Genomic DNA, 14,874 nt, shown 5'->3' on the forward strand with positions numbered 1-14,874 from the left:
GTCTTGACGCGTACTGACGCCTATTAACAACCGGCCGCACACCATCGCGGTGGGAGCGGGTGTGCGGCCCGAACGGCAACCTCGCCGCTCGCCATGCTGCTGGCCCAGAGCAACGGGCGCCGCCAGAGCTCCGCCACCGCGTCGCCGTCTACGCGGCAACTCGTCGACGAGGCGTCGAGCCGCGACCCCACGCCCGCGACGACGTCGCGATGCGGAGCGGCAACGTGGCGGCGCAGGGATGGGCGCTCGCCCTGGTCATCGGCCTCAAGAGACCGACGTAACGGACGCAATATGCCGTAACGGCAATTATCGGCGCCGAACTAGTGCGAGTTGCATCTGATGCAAGAACTCGCACCTCGGTGCGATGACGTCGTCGCTGCAGGTCAGCAGCACATTTCCGCCGTCGGGGGTGTGGCTATACCGGTCGACTCTTGCCGCCTCGCCGCAGGTCACTCTAGGTTTCGTGCATCAGATGCACGTTTCCGCGGCAAGGCGACGGGCGCTCCTACTCGCTCCATGGAAACGTCGCCTCCACCGAGCGAATCCGATGGCTCGCCCTGAGCAACAGCGTGATAAGGGCCCCCATTCGCGCGAACAGGTAGTCAGCGCCACCGTCCTCGGGCACAGGCGTTGTACGTGTCTCGTGGTGACGGATCGAATACTGATTTCCGATGTCGGTCAGCAACTTCATCTCCGCTTCCACGGTGTCGCGCCACCCAACATCGAGGTTGCTAAGCAGCGCCTGCACGGACTGTCGCTTGTCACCGCCAGGCAGGTCGATCGTCTTAAGTCGCTCGAATGCATCCCACAACCGCTCAAGAGCGACTGCGCGCTCACTCGGTCGATGCGATGTGTAGAGGGAACGAGCCTCGACGATGAGCTCGTCCAGACGGTCGTCTCCGGACGCGGGGTTCAGGCCGACGATCACGGTCTGAACCTCGGGCGTCCCACGCCGATGGATCTCGCCGTTGTCGCGGAGCTCATACATCGTCTGCCCACGCCGAAGAATCGCGTTGACCTCCGTCCGGAAGGCTTGGCGACCCTCGTCCTCGTTGAAGCCGAGCTCGAAATGCCGGAAGAAGCTGTGGTACTGACGGTCCACGGGCTCTGCGACCCGGACGGCGGCATACTCGACCAGGTCGAAGACGACTTCATCGGTCGCGGAAACATCCGGGTGGAGGAGCGGCCACGGCGCCCCAGGCACGAGCGCCTGCAGGTTCGCTGACAGCACGCCAAGGTCGGTATCGCAGATGCCCTGGCCGTCCGGGCAACGCTCCGGGAAGCCCCGCGCCAACCAGTTCGCCTTGATCTTGGCGTCAAGCAGCCCCAGCAGACCGCGCGACGTTGCGGTGGGCAGGACGTCGTGGATCGCTGCCTGCGGGCCGTTCACTCGGTCACTGTAGAAGTTGTGCTCTGCCACGAAGCCATCGTGCCAGCCAGCGACTGCGATCTACTCCGGATCGAGCGGTTCTTGCTCGAGCTCATCGCCGGCAACAACGGGGCTGCTGCACGGATCTGTGACATCTCAGATCGCTTGCTTGCCGAGCAGGCTGGAAGGATGTTGCTGTGCCCAGGCCCTATCCCCGTGAGTTTCGTGAGGACGTCGTGCGGGTCGCCCGGAACCGTGGTCCCGGTGTGACGCTGGCGCAGATCGCCCAGGACTTCGGGGTCCATGAGATGACGATCACGAAGTGGTTGCGTGCCGCCGATGTCGAGGACGGCGTGAAGCCCGGCGTCGCCTCGGAGCACGCACGGGAGTTGCGTGAGGCTCGACGTCGGATTCGGTTGCTGGAGCAGGAGAACGAGGTCCTGCGGCGGGCGGCGGCGTACCTGTCCCAGGCTCAGCTGCCGGGAAAAGGCTCTACCCGCTCGTGAGAGAGCTCGCCGCGGCCGGTGCCCCGATCAGGGTGCCGGTCGCGGTGGCGGGCCGGGTGCTCAAGCTCCACCGCCAGCACTACTACGCCTGGCTCGCCCAGCCGGTCACCGGCGGCGAGCTCGAGGAGGCGTATCTCGCGAACGCGGTCTTCGATGCCCACCGTGAGGACCCCGAGTTCCGGCTGCTGTTCGACGAGGTGAACGCGGCCGGGCACGAGGTCAGTGAGCGCACGGTGTGGAAGATCTGCTCGGCGAACCAGTGGTGGTGCGTGTTCGGCAAGAAGCGCCGCGGGAAGAATGGGCGGCCCGGCGCGCCCGCGCACGATGACCTGGTGCGTCGCGAATTCACCGCTCCTGGCCCGAACCGGTTGTGGTTGACGGACATCACCGAGCATCCCACCGGCGAAGGCAAGGTCTACCTGTGTGCGGTCAAGGACGTGTGGTCGAACCGGATCGTGGGGTACTCCATCGCCGACCGCATGACGTCCCAGCTGGCCGTCGACGCCCTGGAATCGGCGGTCTCGCGCCGCGGGGTGCGCGTGGCCGGCTGCACCCTGCACTCGGACCGCGGCGGCCAGTTTCGAAGCCGAAAGCTGCAGCACTCCCTCTGGCGCCACCAGATGCGCGGATCCATGGGCCAGGTCGGATCAGCCGGTGACAACGCCGCCATGGAGAGCTTCTTCAGCCTGCTTCAGCGCAACGTCCTGGACCGGCACAGATGGACCACCCGAGAGGAGCTGCGGATCGCGATCGTGACCTGGATCGAACGGACCTACCACCGTCGCCGACGCCAGGCCAGACTCGCACGATTGACCCCGATCGAGTTCGAGATCATCATGAGCCAGGCCGCCGACCAAGCTGCCTAACCAACTGTCACGGAATCATGCAGCAGCCCCAACCAACTGTCACGGAATCATGCAGCAGCCCCCTGCGATGTCTGCCTAAGCCCAAAGTTCTAGGGCGTGTTGCTAAACCGTTCTTAGGGACTCGCGGGAGAGTCTTGGATGCGTGTCGCGCGATGTGATTTCTGACGAGGACTGGGCCGTGATCGGCCCGTTGCTCCCGAAAGTGAAGTGGACCGGTCGGCCGCCTATCGATCGTCGGACCGTGGTGGAGGCGACGGCATGGCGATTCCGCACGGGAGCTCCATGGCGGGACGTGCCGGACCGGTTCGGGAACTGGAACACGGTATACAAGAACTTCAACCGGTGGGCTGAGCAGGGCGTCTGGGCGCGACTACTGGAGCACGTGCAGTCGCTCGCGCAGCAGGCCGGCGACCTCGACTGGGTCGCGTCGATCGACTCCACAATCGTGCGCGTGCACCAGCACGGCGCCACCCTCCCGCGGGCCACGGGGGGCTCTGTCGAACTACAAGAAGTTCGGTGAAGAGCCTGCTGATCATGCGATCGGGCGTTCTCGCGGAGGGTTGACGACGAAGAATCACCTGGTCTGCGACGGGAAGGGGCGGCCTCTCGCGTTCGTCCTCAGCCCGGGGCAGGCGGCCGACACCAGCATGCTGGCCGTGACGCTCAGCGAGATCCGCGTCCCAGGTGCCAGGGGCAGGCCACGCTCCCGCCCGGACCGGGTGCTCGCTGACAAGGGATACCCGTCGAAAGCGAACCGGGCGTGGCTGCGGCAACACGGGATCGCCGCGACGATCCCCGAGCGCGAAGACCAGATCGCCCACCGCCGCAAGAAGCCGGGCCGGCCGATCGACTTTGGCGACCAGCAGCGCGTCCGTTACCGCGACCGAAACGTCGTCGAGCGATGCTTCAATAGACTCAAGCAATGGCGTGGCATCGCGATGCGCTCAGATAAGACCGCCCGCAACTACCACGCCGCGCTCTGCCTTGCCGCGACGCTCTACTGGCTCAACAGTTCCAGCGCATTAGCGGACCCGCCGTGAAGTTGCTAACCGTGCGTCAGCATGAGCGATAACGCGCTCAAGCACGGGGATCTGCATCTCGACCGACGCCCGCCATCCTTCATCGGATTCGATGGCATGGTCTGCATTCGCCACCGTGATCAGTGTTGCCGAAGTCTGACCGACAGCGTCCGGCGTCCACATGTGGTCACGGTCCCCACCGATCGCGAGGTGCTCAGGCCCGGCAATCGCCAGCGCTGCCCGAATCGGTTCGTCGGTGACGACAGGAGTGAGCCATGCCCCCGGTAGACCACGCTCGATCGCCCACGGCAGCGCGTGGCAGCCGAACGACTTGCCGATCACGAGACGAGCCACGGATGTCGGCGCCTCCGCGAACGTGGCCTCGGCGATCTTACTGACGAACTCTTGCGGGCGAGAGCGTTCCACTGCGGTGATCGTCCACTCGACGGCACCGACCCGCCATCCCTGTTCTACGAGCGCTGCCGTGGTCCAGTGCAATAGAGGGGATCGAGCGGTGTATCCGCTCCCGCCGGGCAAAACGACCGCGACTGCATCCGATTCCGGACCAGACCATGTCACAGTGACCATGCCGACCACCCTAACGAGCCAGAACTCGCGATCAGAGCCGCTTTAGCAACACAGCCTAGGGCGATCAGCCATAGCGCACCGATCACGAGTCGCGCTTGTCGGGTTGAGTCGCGAGGGGCGGCACGGCAGCGAGCAGCCCTCGTAGGAGCTCCACCTCAAGGACCAGCGCTTGTTGGCCCTCCTTGGTGATTCGAGCCCAGGTGCGAGAGCGCCGACCGTCGCTTCCCTTGCGGAGGGTGACATAGCCGCTGTTCACCAACACCTCGAGGTGTCGTCCGAGGTTGCCATCAGTGAGTTGGAGCGCGCGCTTGAGGTAGGCGAAGTCTGCATCTCGCGTTTCGGCGAGGATCGCCAGAATCCCCAGCCGTGCGCGTTGGTGGACCGTCTCGTCGAGCTGCGAGAGCGGATGCTGCTCCGGACTGCCGCTCATGCCGAGACTGCCCCAGAGGCTCGCCGTTCACGCACGAACGCCACGATCGCCAGCGCGAGGACCCCGAGAGTGCCGATCACCATCCCACCGACGCCACCGCCCAAGAACGACGCATGGTTGCTGAGCGTGCCGAGTGAGACGAGCGGGCCCAGTGCCATCAGAAACAGTCCGGGCCCCCAGAGCCACGCGTCGCGCCCTCGCCACCCGAGGACGACGAGCCCGAGACCGAGGAAGAACACCGGGCCGACGAAGAACACAGCGACCAGGCCGAACGGCACGAAGAGCAACGCCAGAAGAGCAAGGGCGATGAGGCCATAACGGTCATTGCCTGCCCCGACGCCCGTCACGCGCCGCTGAATCAACATGGAGACGAAGAGCAGCGCGTAGGTGAGCGCTGGCACTAACGCTTGAGGGAGGAGGAACCAGCGCAAGGTCGCTTCGGCATACGTCAGGAACAGCATGGCGAGACCGTTGACGGCCAACGGCAACGACGTCGCGTGCCGGACCGCTCGCTGCTGCGCCTGAATCGCTGCCACGTACTCCGATGCGGTGCTCATGGCCAGACTCTGCCGTACAGAGTAACTTTCGTCAACGAACCGCAGGCTCTGGCCCCCGAGTGGTGGGCCGTGGCATGACCTCCGCTCGACCTGGCTATTGCAATCGACCGAGATTGTCCGACGCTGCTAAACCGACCGTTTGTCGGGCGTCCGAGAAGAGGGTTCTGCGACGTACGGCAAACGGTGGGTTCTGCGCACGGCCGCTCCGTAGGGGCGCACAGGGACGCGGCGTGCTCGCGAGCCGCGCTGACGGCGTGCTGCGGCAACCCGGCGTTGATCGTCAGCGACCGGTTATTATCGTCCTGTGTCGATCATAGAACCTGAGGTGTGCGCCGCGACCACGGCCGATGTTGAGCCAGCGGTCGCGTTGTTTCGGTCGTTGGGTGACCCGGCGCGATTGGCGATCGTGCGCCGGCTCGCGGTCGGGGAGGCGCGCGTCGCGGAACTGACGGCTGATCTGGGGCTGGCGCAGTCGACGGTGTCCTCGCACGTGGCGTGCTTGAAGGACTGCGGCCTGGTGGCCGGGCGCATGGAGGGCCGGCGGGTGTTCTACTCGCTGGCCCGCCCGGAGCTGCTGGACATGCTCGCGGCCGCGGAGACGCTGCTCGCGGCAACGGGCAGCGCGGTCGCGCTGTGCCCGACGTACGGCGTGGACGGGCAGGTGTCGGCGTGCTGAGCACGATCGCGGCCGCGGTCGGGTTGTTCGTCGCGACCAACCTCGACGACATCGTGGTCCTGACGGTCCTGTTCGCGGTCGCCGCGCGTGGGACGTCGCGGCTGCGCGGGTGGCAGATCGTGGCAGGGCAGTACCTGGGCCTGGTCACCTTGATCGCGGTGAGCTTCCTGGCTGCGCTCGGCCTGACGATCGTGCCGGACGAGTGGGTGGGCCTGCTCGGTCTGATCCCGCTCGCGATCGGTGTGCTGGCCCTGGTGCGCACGCTGCGCGGCAAGGACGACGACGACGAGGCCGAGTCCGCGCTCAAGGCCGTCGGGCTGCTCGGCGTCGCGGGCATCACGATCGCCAACGGCGGGGACAACATCGCGATCTACACCCCGGTGTTCCGCACCATCTCCACCACCGACGCCCTGGTCACGATCGCGGTGTTCCTCGTCCTGCTCGCGCTGTGGTGCCTGCTCGCGCGCGCGATCGGCACGAACGAGAAGGTGACCGAAGGGCTGGAGAAGGTCGAGCACTGGCTCGTGCCGGTGGTGTTCATCGGCCTCGGCGTGTTCATCCTCATCGAGTCCGGCACCCTGGCCCACATCGCCTCGCTGCTGTGAGCGCGGCAGCAACGGCGCCGGCGAGAGATGATGGACCGGTGAAGGTTGAGCTCCTGGTCGTCGACGCGTGTCCGAATGAGGCACCCGCCCGGGACGTGCTGCGCCGGGTCCTGGACCGGGTCGGGGTGAACGTGCCGATCGCGACCGTGGTCATCGCGGACGACGACCAGGCCCAGAGGTATGGCTTCCACGGGTCGCCGTCGTTCCACGTCGACGGGCAGGACGTGTTCCCCGTGCCCGGGGCTCGTCCTGGTGTGGCGTGCCGCGTCTATCCCACGAGCGCAGGTTTGCGCGGTGTTCCTGACGACGAGGCGCTTGCCGCGGCTGTCGCGGCCCGGGCCGCGCGCTGACTGAGCTCGACCGACCTACGGTGTCGGTGCGGGTTCGCGCGAGGCTGTCGGGTGGTGTGGGCGGTGTCGTCGCATCGCCCAGATCGTGAGCGGTGTCCCGATCGCGGCGGGCAGGAACCAGAACGACCAGGCGGGCAGCCGTTCCCACACCGGCAGGTGTGGTCCGTTGTCGACGTAGAACGCCGTCAGCATCGCGATGTACGCCAGACCCATCCACGCGATGTGCGCACCGTCGCTGCCGCCACGGCGCCGGTTGCGCCAGCCAAGCAGCACGGCGGCCAGGGCGACACCTCCGAGCACGGCCAGATGGACCGTGGCGGGCCAGCGGATCACCACCATGACGACCATCGACCCGAAGAGGGCGACGATCCCGCCGAGGAAGACTCGCCCTGCCGCGACGTGCCACCGCCCGCCCTTGCGCGCGAGCATCGCGACCAACCCCGCAAGGACCGACGTCACCCCCGCGGCGACGTGCACCAGCAGCGCAAGATCGAACACCGGGCCCGCGTCCGGCTCCGGTAGCCCTGGAATGTCGATCACGGTCACCTCCGGCGTCCGAGCGCCCCCGGTCGCCTCAGCGTCTCACCCTCGCCACGTCTTTGGTCACTTCCCACAAGGTTGTCCGACGCCGCAGAACCGACCGTTTTCCGTACGCCTGGATGTCCGTCGCGACACGCCGAAAGGAACATGTCGCATAACTAGTGTCCGAAAACCCCTAGTGTCGCAGAACACGGCCCCGGGGTTTTCGCTACGGTCACCGCATGACGCACACCTACGGCTACGCCCGGGTCTCCACGACCGCGCAGAACCTCGATGCCCAGGTCGACGCGCTCATGGGCGCCGGCGGCGTCGACGAGCGCGACGTCGTCGTGGAGAAGGCATCAGGCACCCGCGAGGACCGCCCCGAGCTCGGCCGGCTCCTGGCCGGGCTGCGCGAGGGGGACACGCTCGTCGTGACGAAGCTCGACCGCCTCGGTAGGTCGGCCGCGCACGTCGCGCGGCTGGTGCGCGACCTCGACGAGCGTGGCGTCAGGCTCCGGTCGTTGACGGAGACGATCGACACCTCGAGCGCGACCGGGCGGCTCATGGTGCACGTGCTCGCCGCCGTCGCGCAGATGGAAGCCGACCTCGCCCGTGAACGCACCCTCGACGGCCTCGCGGCCGCGCGCGCCCGGGGCAGGGTCGGCGGCCGCCCGAGCGTCATGACGCCGGACCGTGTCTCGGCTGCGCGCGTAGCGCTGGCCGGCGGCCAGTCACGCGCGGCCGTCGCGCGCGCACTCGGTGTCTCCCGAGACACCCTGTACCGCCACCTCGCCACGATCACTGCAGGGGGTGCCTCATGAGCGATTCCGGTTCCCTCTTCGGCCCTGGGCCGCGTCACGATGCCTCGCCGGCCTCACACCGGGAGTCCTCAGCGCAGTTCCTCGAGCGCGTCGCCGGGGACTACTGGCAGGCGGTTCGCGACCTCCTCGACGACTGGCTAGGACACGTGCCGCCACCCGAGCGGCGCGATCTGATGGGCCGCCTCCGGCGTGCAGAGGACCACACTTTCCAGGCGGCGTTCCTCGAGCTCTACCTGCACGAGTCCCTGATTCAGTCGGGCTTCGACGTGGAGTTTCACCCCGAGGTGCCGGGTGTCCGTCGACGGCCAGACTTCCTCGCCCACTCCACGAGCTCGACGTTCTACCTCGAGGCGCGGTCGCCAAGCACGGCCACGAACAAGCGAGCGAGTGCCGGGCGAGTCGGTGACGTCTACGACGCGCTCAACAAGGTCGACAGCCCGAACTTCTGGCTCTGGATCGATGTCGAAGCAGAGGGCGGCCGACCACTCGCCACCAAGGGTCTACGGGCACAGCTCGAGGGCTGGCTCGCAAGCCTCGACCCGGACTGCGAGACCTCCCACGAGGATCCGCCGACCTACCACTGGGAGCGGGAAGGTTGGCAGATCAGGTTCCGCGCCCTGCCCAAGAGCCCTGCCGCGCAGGGGAGCGGAACCGGGCTGCGTCCCCTCGCGGTCTACGGGGGAAGTCATGCGGAGTGGGCCGACGATGCCGGCGTGCTCAAGGACGCACTGTCCGACAAGGGCAACGCGTACGGCACGCCGGAACACGGCCTCGTCGTCGCGATCGGCACCACGTTCTTCTCGAGCGACGACTTCGGCGTCATGAACGCGCTCTACGGCCCTGAGCAATGGGTGCTCGATCGCGAGGGCCGCCAGTTCCTCGGGGTCACCAGGGGACCTGGCGGGTACTTCCATGCTGGCAACGGTCAGTGGGCGCACCAGCACGTGTCCGGGGTCTTGATCGTGAACAACCTTCACCACTGCGCTGTCACGCAGCAGACACCGACCTACTGGGCCAACCCACGAGCGAGCCGCGAGGTCGCCGCGCTGGAGGCATGGGACGTCGTCGGGTTGCACGACAGTCACGTCGAGCGCACGCTCGCCGCAGTCCGCCACCATGAACTCTTCCAGCTCCCCGAGCCATGGCCCCCGGGTGAGGCGTTCCCGAGGTAGATCGTGAAGGGCGGTGTCGCGTGCAACGTGGAGGGGATGACCGCCTGGGCACAGAGGTCGATCGAGGCACATGCGACGTTCCCGCTGGGGCAGCAAGCGTTGTCAGCGATCCCGTCAGCTGGGCCTGGCCGCCCCACTCTGGGGAGTAGCAGGTGTCGTGGGCGGCTTGGGAGGCCGCTGCGGCGTCTGTGTCGTCGCGACAGGCCGCCAGCCCTTCTCCTCGAGCGCGCCCTTCCCGGTAGTGCTCGGCCGCTCAGGCACGGGGCTTCTCCTTCTTGCTTGTGTCCGCCGCCGGAACGGCAGGGGTCTTGGGAGGTGTGGCGGGTCGACGAACGGGCTGGGCAAGTGACGACGGCCGGAAGCCGGCCTTCAGCGTCGAGTCGTCGTCCCTGGGGACTTTTCCGGGCACGCCGTAGAGGGTGTCGCTGCTCATCCTTTGTTGCCCTCGCTCTTGCTTCTCGTTGCAGGGATCTTTGGAGGAGTAGACGGTCGCGTGACTAACTTGCCGCTCTTGACCGTGCCGGAGTAACCGCCCTTGGATGGCGCGACCCACCGGACCGTCGCGTCCTTCTTGCGTTCGCTCATGGTCCCTCCTGCTCTTCCGGCTCCGATTCTGCGGGGATGAAGTCGACGCGACGTACCTCGCGACAGTTGACGAGCACCCCTCCTGGAGCACTGATCTCTGAGGAGAACGTACCGTCCTCCTCCATGATGTACCCGACCTCGATGAAGAGTTCCTGAGGGTCTGGGAACGAGCTCGCGAACGAGTCTTCGCCGAACCAACCGCCTACCCAGCCGTGTGGCGTCTGGACCCGCACCCATCCGACGCTCGCCCGGTTGAAGGCAAAGTCCCACGCGCTAGGGGTGGGATCCCACTGTCTTCTCAGCTTGAAGGTACCCACGCCCCAAGTCCGCAAGCGACCCCACCACTGACTTGTCGTCACGTAGAACCTGACTCGGGCTGCTGCCCATGGAACTACCACGACGAGCAGGAGGAACATCCATCCCAACTCGCGGATCTCGTCGATCGCGAGTTGCGGCCTGCGGACACGGTCGAGGATGGCTGGGCCCAAGACCACCGCGTAGACACTCGCGAAAACCGCGCTGGCGGCGATCGCGTGTAACAGTCGTTCGCCTAGGTCTCTCGCCTCAGGATCGGGACCGCCCACTCGACGCCGGCTCACCTGGTACACAAACCCAGGGAGTACCGCCGTCAACAGGACCGTGATCTGAGTCCAGGTCTGAGGCAGCACAGACCGAAGCGTAGAGGCCCCCACCCACACTCAGCACCGACCCAAGCTGCGCCCCAATCGCCGTCCTCGGTCGGTGACGTCAGCGCCGTTCAACGGCGTCGGCCCAGAGCCACGCCCACCCCTCCCGCCCCTCGTAGGAGAGGTAGCGGACGTGGACCTGGCGGCCTGCCCACGCGACGGCCTCGCCGTCGACGCGGGCCTCGCCGCTCTGGCGCTGCGTGATCCACGCGCGCACCGGGATGCCCTCGGCCGGGCGCACGATCGCCACGTCGCGACGCGCGAGCTCGGGCGCTTCTTCGGCATGGTCGCGCATCGGGACCGTCTCGATACCGGACGGCCAGCCGCCCGGAGGCGGACGTCGACGAGTACCCACGACACCATCGTATTCGAACACCCGTTCGAACAACGGCGTAGCCTGGCCGGGTGACGGCGACCGCACTCGACCCGCTCGGGGTGGCTCGCGCGACCCTGCGTCACGCCGAGCCACTCACGGGCGTGCGCGCGTCGACGCCGGAGTCGTCGACTTCGACGACGCTGCGCGGCCGCTCGGCGCGATCCTCGACGACGGGCGCCTGCCTCGCGGCGCGACCAGCGTCGTGACCGGCTCGACGTCGCTCCTGCTCGCGCTGCTCGCGACGTCGCAGGGCGCCTCGGACTGGCTCGCCGTGGTGAGGGCTTCCCACCTCGGGATGCTCGCGGCCGCGGACGCCGGCGTGGCGCTCGAGCGCGTCGCGCTCGTGCCTCGCGCCGGGGACGATCCTGCCGGCGTCGTCGGGGCGCTTCTGGACGGCATGACGGGCCGGACGCCCGGCCCACGGCCTCAGAGCGCCGGCGGCTGCTCGCCCGCGCGCGCGAGCGCGGTTCCGGGCTGGTTGCCGTCAGCGCGTGGGAGCAGGCCGCGCTGCGCCTAGACGTCGTCGCGTACCGCTGGTGCGGCGTTGACGCCTGCGACGGCTATCTCCGGCGCTGCGAGCTCGACGTCGCCCGCACGGCCCGCGGCACCACGGACCGATGGACAATCACGCTCCCCGCGCGGGGCGGGCTTCTCGTCGATGGCCTCGAGGGCGAGGGCCGCCCTGCTGCGGTGCAGCGACGCGCGCCGCTGCGCCTGGTCGTGTGATCTAGGTCGCTCGCGATTGGAGCCACGAGGTAGGCAAGGAAATCACCCTGTGTCCTCCTCGCGGCGAGTCACGCGTGCTGCTAGGGATTGCTCATGGAGTACGAGTTGCCAGAGGCGCAGTACATCCCGACCGCGAACATTGAGGTGCCGCTGCTCTCGATCCTTGGAGAGAACAAGGCGGGGGACCACCGTCGCGTGCCGCGACGCTTGCAGCTCGTGGAGTGTGAGCGTCAGGCGCGGATCGCCGCGCTGCACATCGACCGGGCATGGGCGCTGACGGAGCGGCACGCTGGCCCGAGTGACGACACCTTGGTCTGGGCTGAGCTGCAGGGCGCGATGACCGCCGGGATCATCCTGAGCCGGATGCTGCGACCGACCGGGGTGCGGCCAAGGGCGCCGCTGTCTAGGACGAAATCGGAGAAGCGTTCCGCCGATCGCGGTGCGAAACTGCGCGGACTGCTCTCCGTGGAGGAGGAGTCGCCGCTGCTGAAGATCTCCGCGATAAGGGACCCTATCGAGCACTTCGACGAGCGGATAGATAGGGCCGTAGAGCAGGGCGCTGTATCGGTCTCGGATTTCTTCATCGCCAAGCAGGGGTACTTGGCCACGGGGCCGACGCAGCTTCCGGACGGGCGCGACGCGCCGCGAACTGTGGCGTTGCGCGTGTTCGCGCCATGGCCGGGCCTGTTGATCTTCGACGGGCAAGTGTTCGACCTCTTCGCGTACGAGGAGGCGCTGCACAGACTGATCGACCAGGACTACCCGCGCGCGGTGGCAGCCGTGATCCACGAGGAACGGGAGTGGACTAACTCCCACTTCGGGTCCGCGCAGCAGCTAGCCTGGCGCGCGGATGACGTGGAGCGTCGACGAGCACGCTGGGCTTCCTTCCGGGAGGGCCGGTCGTTGAGCGCCCCGACTGGACTGTGAGGCCGAGGGGGTAGGCGCGATGCCGGGCGCCGATGACGACCAGCGCCCAGAGCTGGCGCGGCTGGCCGAGCGGATCCTCGCCCAGGAGGTACGTGACTTCACGACCCTCTTTACCGCCGCAGTGCAGGCTGCCCGAGATCCCGGGCCGGAGAGTTTGTGGGGCCTCGACCAGGCCGCTGCGGGAGGCAACGAGGGCGCTCAGGGGGCCCTTGCGTACGCCTCGGAGCAGGTTCAGAGATGGATCTTCTCGGTGCACGACCACGCCGAGGTCCTGCTCCTATTGCTGAAGCACCAGAAGCTCCTCCTGATCCCGGCCTGGACGAACGCGCGGGCGCTGTTGGAGCCGGTGTTGCTCACGTGCTGGCTCTTGGACGCCAAGGCCGACTCGTCGACGCGGATCGCGCGAGCGGCCTCCCTGATGCCGGGCGTGATCGAGGGAGCCATCCGCCAGCTCGGATTGTTCTCTGGCGGCCAAGATGAGCTCGAGGCGAAGCACGCCGCTCGAGACGAGCTCGTGGAGTACAACGCTCGGCACGGCATCGAGTCGGTCCGACGTCGCGACAAGCATGGGGTGATCCAGGACGAGGTGGCTGCGGTCATGTACGACGGACGCAAGGCGTCGATCAACCACAACATCACTCAGCTCGCGCACGACTACCTGCCCGAGGACCGGTGGCTCTATGGGCTGCTCTCGGGTGCGACGCACAGCAAGCCGTGGTTGCTCAATGGGCTCACAAACGATGCCGACGAGGCGATCCGCGCCATCATCGCGCCCCTCATGCCCGTCAGCGACGCTTTCACCAAAGCGGTCACCCTCTACCTGGGCCTGGACGGTGCGCCGTATCTCGTGCGCCACGCGCGCCGACTGCAGGCCTTGATGGAGCGCGGGTCGCCCATCGCGTCGATCGATCGCTCGACCCGACCCACCGCCTTCGGTACCTTCCAGCGCGGGCTGCGACCGGACGAGATCGCTAAACCGCGTCGGTGACGCCCCGGTAGCGGCATCTGGTCTTGGTCTCACCCCGCTTGGGCTATCCAAGGGCGCTACGGTCTGGCTCATGAGCGGCAAGCGAGCACGTAGCGAGCGCAGATCCGTGTCGAACGAAGACCCAGGGACGCGCCACGCGAGGGCCGCGCTGGCCTCAGCCGAGCAGATCCTCGCGCTGGACCTGACGAGCGTCCCCTGTGCGCGGCTGACACAGGTGATCGTCGGGTGGATGCGAGCTGCGTTCGAGCAGTCCCGCGTCATTGCGAACCTTGCCTTGGCCGGGCTCAGCCACGCCGCCGCCCCGAACAGGCGCGCGTTCATCGAGATCACCACCCGCATCCAGTGGCTGCACTCGATCCCAGCGGACGAGCGTGCTCGCGTCGTCGAGACGCTGATCGAAGAGGACCGCGTACAGACGCGCAAGGCGGCGCGCCACCTCAGCGACATGGGCTACGACAGCCCAGTCGACCTCAGCGACATGGAGTCGATGATTCTCGACGCGCACACGAACGGGCCCCACCACCAACAGGCGCAGCAGTTCCTCGCCGCTGTTCGGGCGCTGCAAGGTCAGGCTGCCGGTCTCTACTACGCCTGGCGTGAGGACACCCAGTACACCCATGCGACGAGCGTGGTCGCCGTCGCCCATGCCCCCGAACGTGAGGGCCTACTCGCTACGGCACGGCCCCGCGTTCCCGATCCCGACCTCGAGACACATCGCCTCGCCACGGCGCTGATAGTCACCCTCGTGGCTCGGATGCTCATGGACGTAGGAGTCGACCCCGATCGCGCCACCGTGGTGATGAACGCGTTCTTCGTTTCCGCGTAGCGCCCGTATCGCGCGGACTGGCGCTCAATAGCCGCCTTCGGCGCTGCACAGCCATGCGCACGGCCGCAAAGTGCTGCAAGGTCGAGTAGCCGTGGTGCTGCTCTCAACGTATGACGCCGCGTCCTCGACGATGAGGTCCCTCCACTCGGCGGCAACTGCTGAGAGGTACGAACGACCCGCACCGGAGCGAGGATCAGGACGCCCCATCGATCCGCCTCTTGGCGAAACAGGCATACACTGACATAAGGTGACTTATCGGCGCAGCGTCGGCGCTGGTCA

At 67.4% G+C, this 14,874-nt stretch carries 17 protein-coding genes and 1 pseudogene; 11 read left to right on the plus strand and 7 right to left on the minus strand.

Annotation, left to right across the window (positions count from 1 at the left end; translation table 11 throughout):
• Window positions 1–505: 505 nt before the first annotated feature.
• Window positions 506–1,420 carry a hypothetical protein gene (locus B8281_RS03080; RefSeq protein WP_085386874.1) on the minus strand — a complete coding sequence of 305 codons (915 nt, stop codon included), beginning with the start codon at window positions 1,418–1,420 and terminating at the stop codon, window positions 506–508.
• Between the two features lie 146 nt (window positions 1,421–1,566).
• Between B8281_RS03080 and B8281_RS03085 the strand changes: the two genes are divergently transcribed.
• Both B8281_RS03085 and B8281_RS03090 read left to right on the plus strand, forming a co-directional pair.
• Window positions 1,567–2,741, plus strand: a protein-coding gene (locus tag B8281_RS03085; protein ID WP_232322655.1) for an IS3 family transposase whose coding sequence is annotated in 2 segments (ribosomal slippage) — window positions 1,567–1,851 and window positions 1,854–2,741 — 1,173 coding nt in all. Because the reading frame shifts where the segments join, the coding sequence is not laid out codon by codon here.
• A gap of 142 nt (window positions 2,742–2,883) precedes the next feature.
• Window positions 2,884–3,781: pseudogene (locus tag B8281_RS03090) on the plus strand (IS5 family transposase).
• On the opposite strand, the gene B8281_RS03095 reads toward B8281_RS03090, so the two are convergent.
• From B8281_RS03095 to B8281_RS03105, 3 genes are all read right to left on the minus strand, one after another.
• Complete coding sequence (locus B8281_RS03095) at window positions 3,764–4,348, minus strand: hypothetical protein (protein ID WP_157446538.1); 585 nt, start codon at window positions 4,346–4,348, stop codon at window positions 3,764–3,766. The pseudogene B8281_RS03090 and the gene B8281_RS03095 overlap by 18 nt on opposite strands.
• Window positions 4,349–4,430: 82 nt before the next feature.
• Window positions 4,431–4,778, minus strand: coding sequence for a transcriptional regulator (locus B8281_RS03100; protein ID WP_085386876.1), 348 nt, complete (start codon window positions 4,776–4,778; stop codon window positions 4,431–4,433).
• The gene (locus tag B8281_RS03105; protein ID WP_085386877.1) at window positions 4,775–5,335 is read right to left on the minus strand and encodes a hypothetical protein; all 561 of its coding nucleotides are present in this window, start codon (window positions 5,333–5,335) and stop codon (window positions 4,775–4,777) included. Before B8281_RS03105 ends, B8281_RS03100 begins: the two co-directional genes overlap by 4 nt.
• Before the next feature lie 304 nt (window positions 5,336–5,639).
• On the opposite strand from B8281_RS03105, the gene B8281_RS03110 reads away from it, so the two are divergent.
• From B8281_RS03110 to B8281_RS03120, 3 genes are read left to right on the plus strand one after another with little or no spacing between them, the layout of a single operon-like run.
• Window positions 5,640–6,011 carry a helix-turn-helix transcriptional regulator gene (locus B8281_RS03110; RefSeq protein WP_024841850.1) on the plus strand — a complete coding sequence of 124 codons (372 nt, stop codon included), beginning with the start codon at window positions 5,640–5,642 and terminating at the stop codon, window positions 6,009–6,011.
• On the plus strand, window positions 6,005–6,616 hold the full coding sequence (locus B8281_RS03115; protein WP_024841849.1) for a cadmium resistance transporter: 612 nt from the start codon (window positions 6,005–6,007) through the stop codon (window positions 6,614–6,616). The genes B8281_RS03110 and B8281_RS03115 overlap by 7 nt, the downstream gene beginning before the upstream one ends.
• A 38-nt stretch (window positions 6,617–6,654) precedes the next feature.
• The gene (locus tag B8281_RS03120; RefSeq protein ID WP_024841848.1) at window positions 6,655–6,966 is read left to right on the plus strand and encodes a hypothetical protein; all 312 of its coding nucleotides are present in this window, start codon (window positions 6,655–6,657) and stop codon (window positions 6,964–6,966) included.
• Window positions 6,967–6,981: 15 nt separating this feature from the next.
• On the opposite strand, the gene B8281_RS03125 is transcribed toward B8281_RS03120, so the two are convergent.
• Window positions 6,982–7,512 (minus strand): hypothetical protein, encoded by a 531-nt coding sequence (locus B8281_RS03125; RefSeq protein ID WP_024841847.1) that lies wholly within the window; start codon window positions 7,510–7,512, stop codon window positions 6,982–6,984.
• 215 nt (window positions 7,513–7,727) lie between these two features.
• Between B8281_RS03125 and B8281_RS03130 the strand changes: the two genes are divergently transcribed.
• Together B8281_RS03130 and B8281_RS03135 are read left to right on the plus strand one after the other, a co-directional pair.
• Window positions 7,728–8,309, plus strand: coding sequence for a recombinase family protein (locus B8281_RS03130; RefSeq protein ID WP_085386878.1), 582 nt, complete (start codon window positions 7,728–7,730; stop codon window positions 8,307–8,309).
• Complete coding sequence (locus B8281_RS03135; protein WP_085386879.1) at window positions 8,306–9,481, plus strand: hypothetical protein; 1,176 nt, start codon at window positions 8,306–8,308, stop codon at window positions 9,479–9,481. The genes B8281_RS03130 and B8281_RS03135 overlap by 4 nt, the downstream gene beginning before the upstream one ends.
• Before the next feature lie 581 nt (window positions 9,482–10,062).
• Here the strand turns inward: B8281_RS03135 and B8281_RS03140 are convergent.
• The gene (locus B8281_RS03140) at window positions 10,063–10,734 is read right to left on the minus strand and encodes a DUF6338 family protein (protein WP_157446539.1); all 672 of its coding nucleotides are present in this window, start codon (window positions 10,732–10,734) and stop codon (window positions 10,063–10,065) included.
• Between the two features lie 79 nt (window positions 10,735–10,813).
• The gene (locus tag B8281_RS03145; RefSeq protein WP_232322656.1) at window positions 10,814–11,107 is read right to left on the minus strand and encodes a hypothetical protein; all 294 of its coding nucleotides are present in this window, start codon (window positions 11,105–11,107) and stop codon (window positions 10,814–10,816) included.
• Between the two features lie 223 nt (window positions 11,108–11,330).
• Here B8281_RS03145 and B8281_RS03150 point away from each other — a divergent pair, with 223 nt between their 5' ends.
• The 4 genes from B8281_RS03150 to B8281_RS03165 all read left to right on the plus strand — a co-directional run bounded on the left by B8281_RS03150 (window position 11,331) and on the right by B8281_RS03165 (window position 14,595).
• Window positions 11,331–11,645, plus strand: a complete 315-nt coding sequence (locus B8281_RS03150) for a hypothetical protein (RefSeq protein WP_085386882.1) — start codon at window positions 11,331–11,333, stop codon at window positions 11,643–11,645.
• 302 nt (window positions 11,646–11,947) lie between these two features.
• A complete protein-coding gene (locus tag B8281_RS03155) occupies window positions 11,948–12,781 on the plus strand; it encodes a hypothetical protein (RefSeq protein WP_085386883.1) in 834 nt (277 codons plus the stop codon).
• A gap of 19 nt (window positions 12,782–12,800) precedes the next feature.
• The gene (locus B8281_RS03160) at window positions 12,801–13,769 is read left to right on the plus strand and encodes a hypothetical protein (RefSeq protein ID WP_085386884.1); all 969 of its coding nucleotides are present in this window, start codon (window positions 12,801–12,803) and stop codon (window positions 13,767–13,769) included.
• A gap of 70 nt (window positions 13,770–13,839) precedes the next feature.
• Window positions 13,840–14,595, plus strand: coding sequence for a hypothetical protein (locus tag B8281_RS03165; RefSeq protein ID WP_157446540.1), 756 nt, complete (start codon window positions 13,840–13,842; stop codon window positions 14,593–14,595).
• The last annotated feature ends 279 nt before the right edge of the window (window positions 14,596–14,874 follow it).

Source organism: Cellulosimicrobium sp. TH-20 (genome assembly GCF_002105775.1).
GTDB lineage: Bacteria > Actinomycetota > Actinomycetes > Actinomycetales > Cellulomonadaceae > Cellulosimicrobium > Cellulosimicrobium funkei.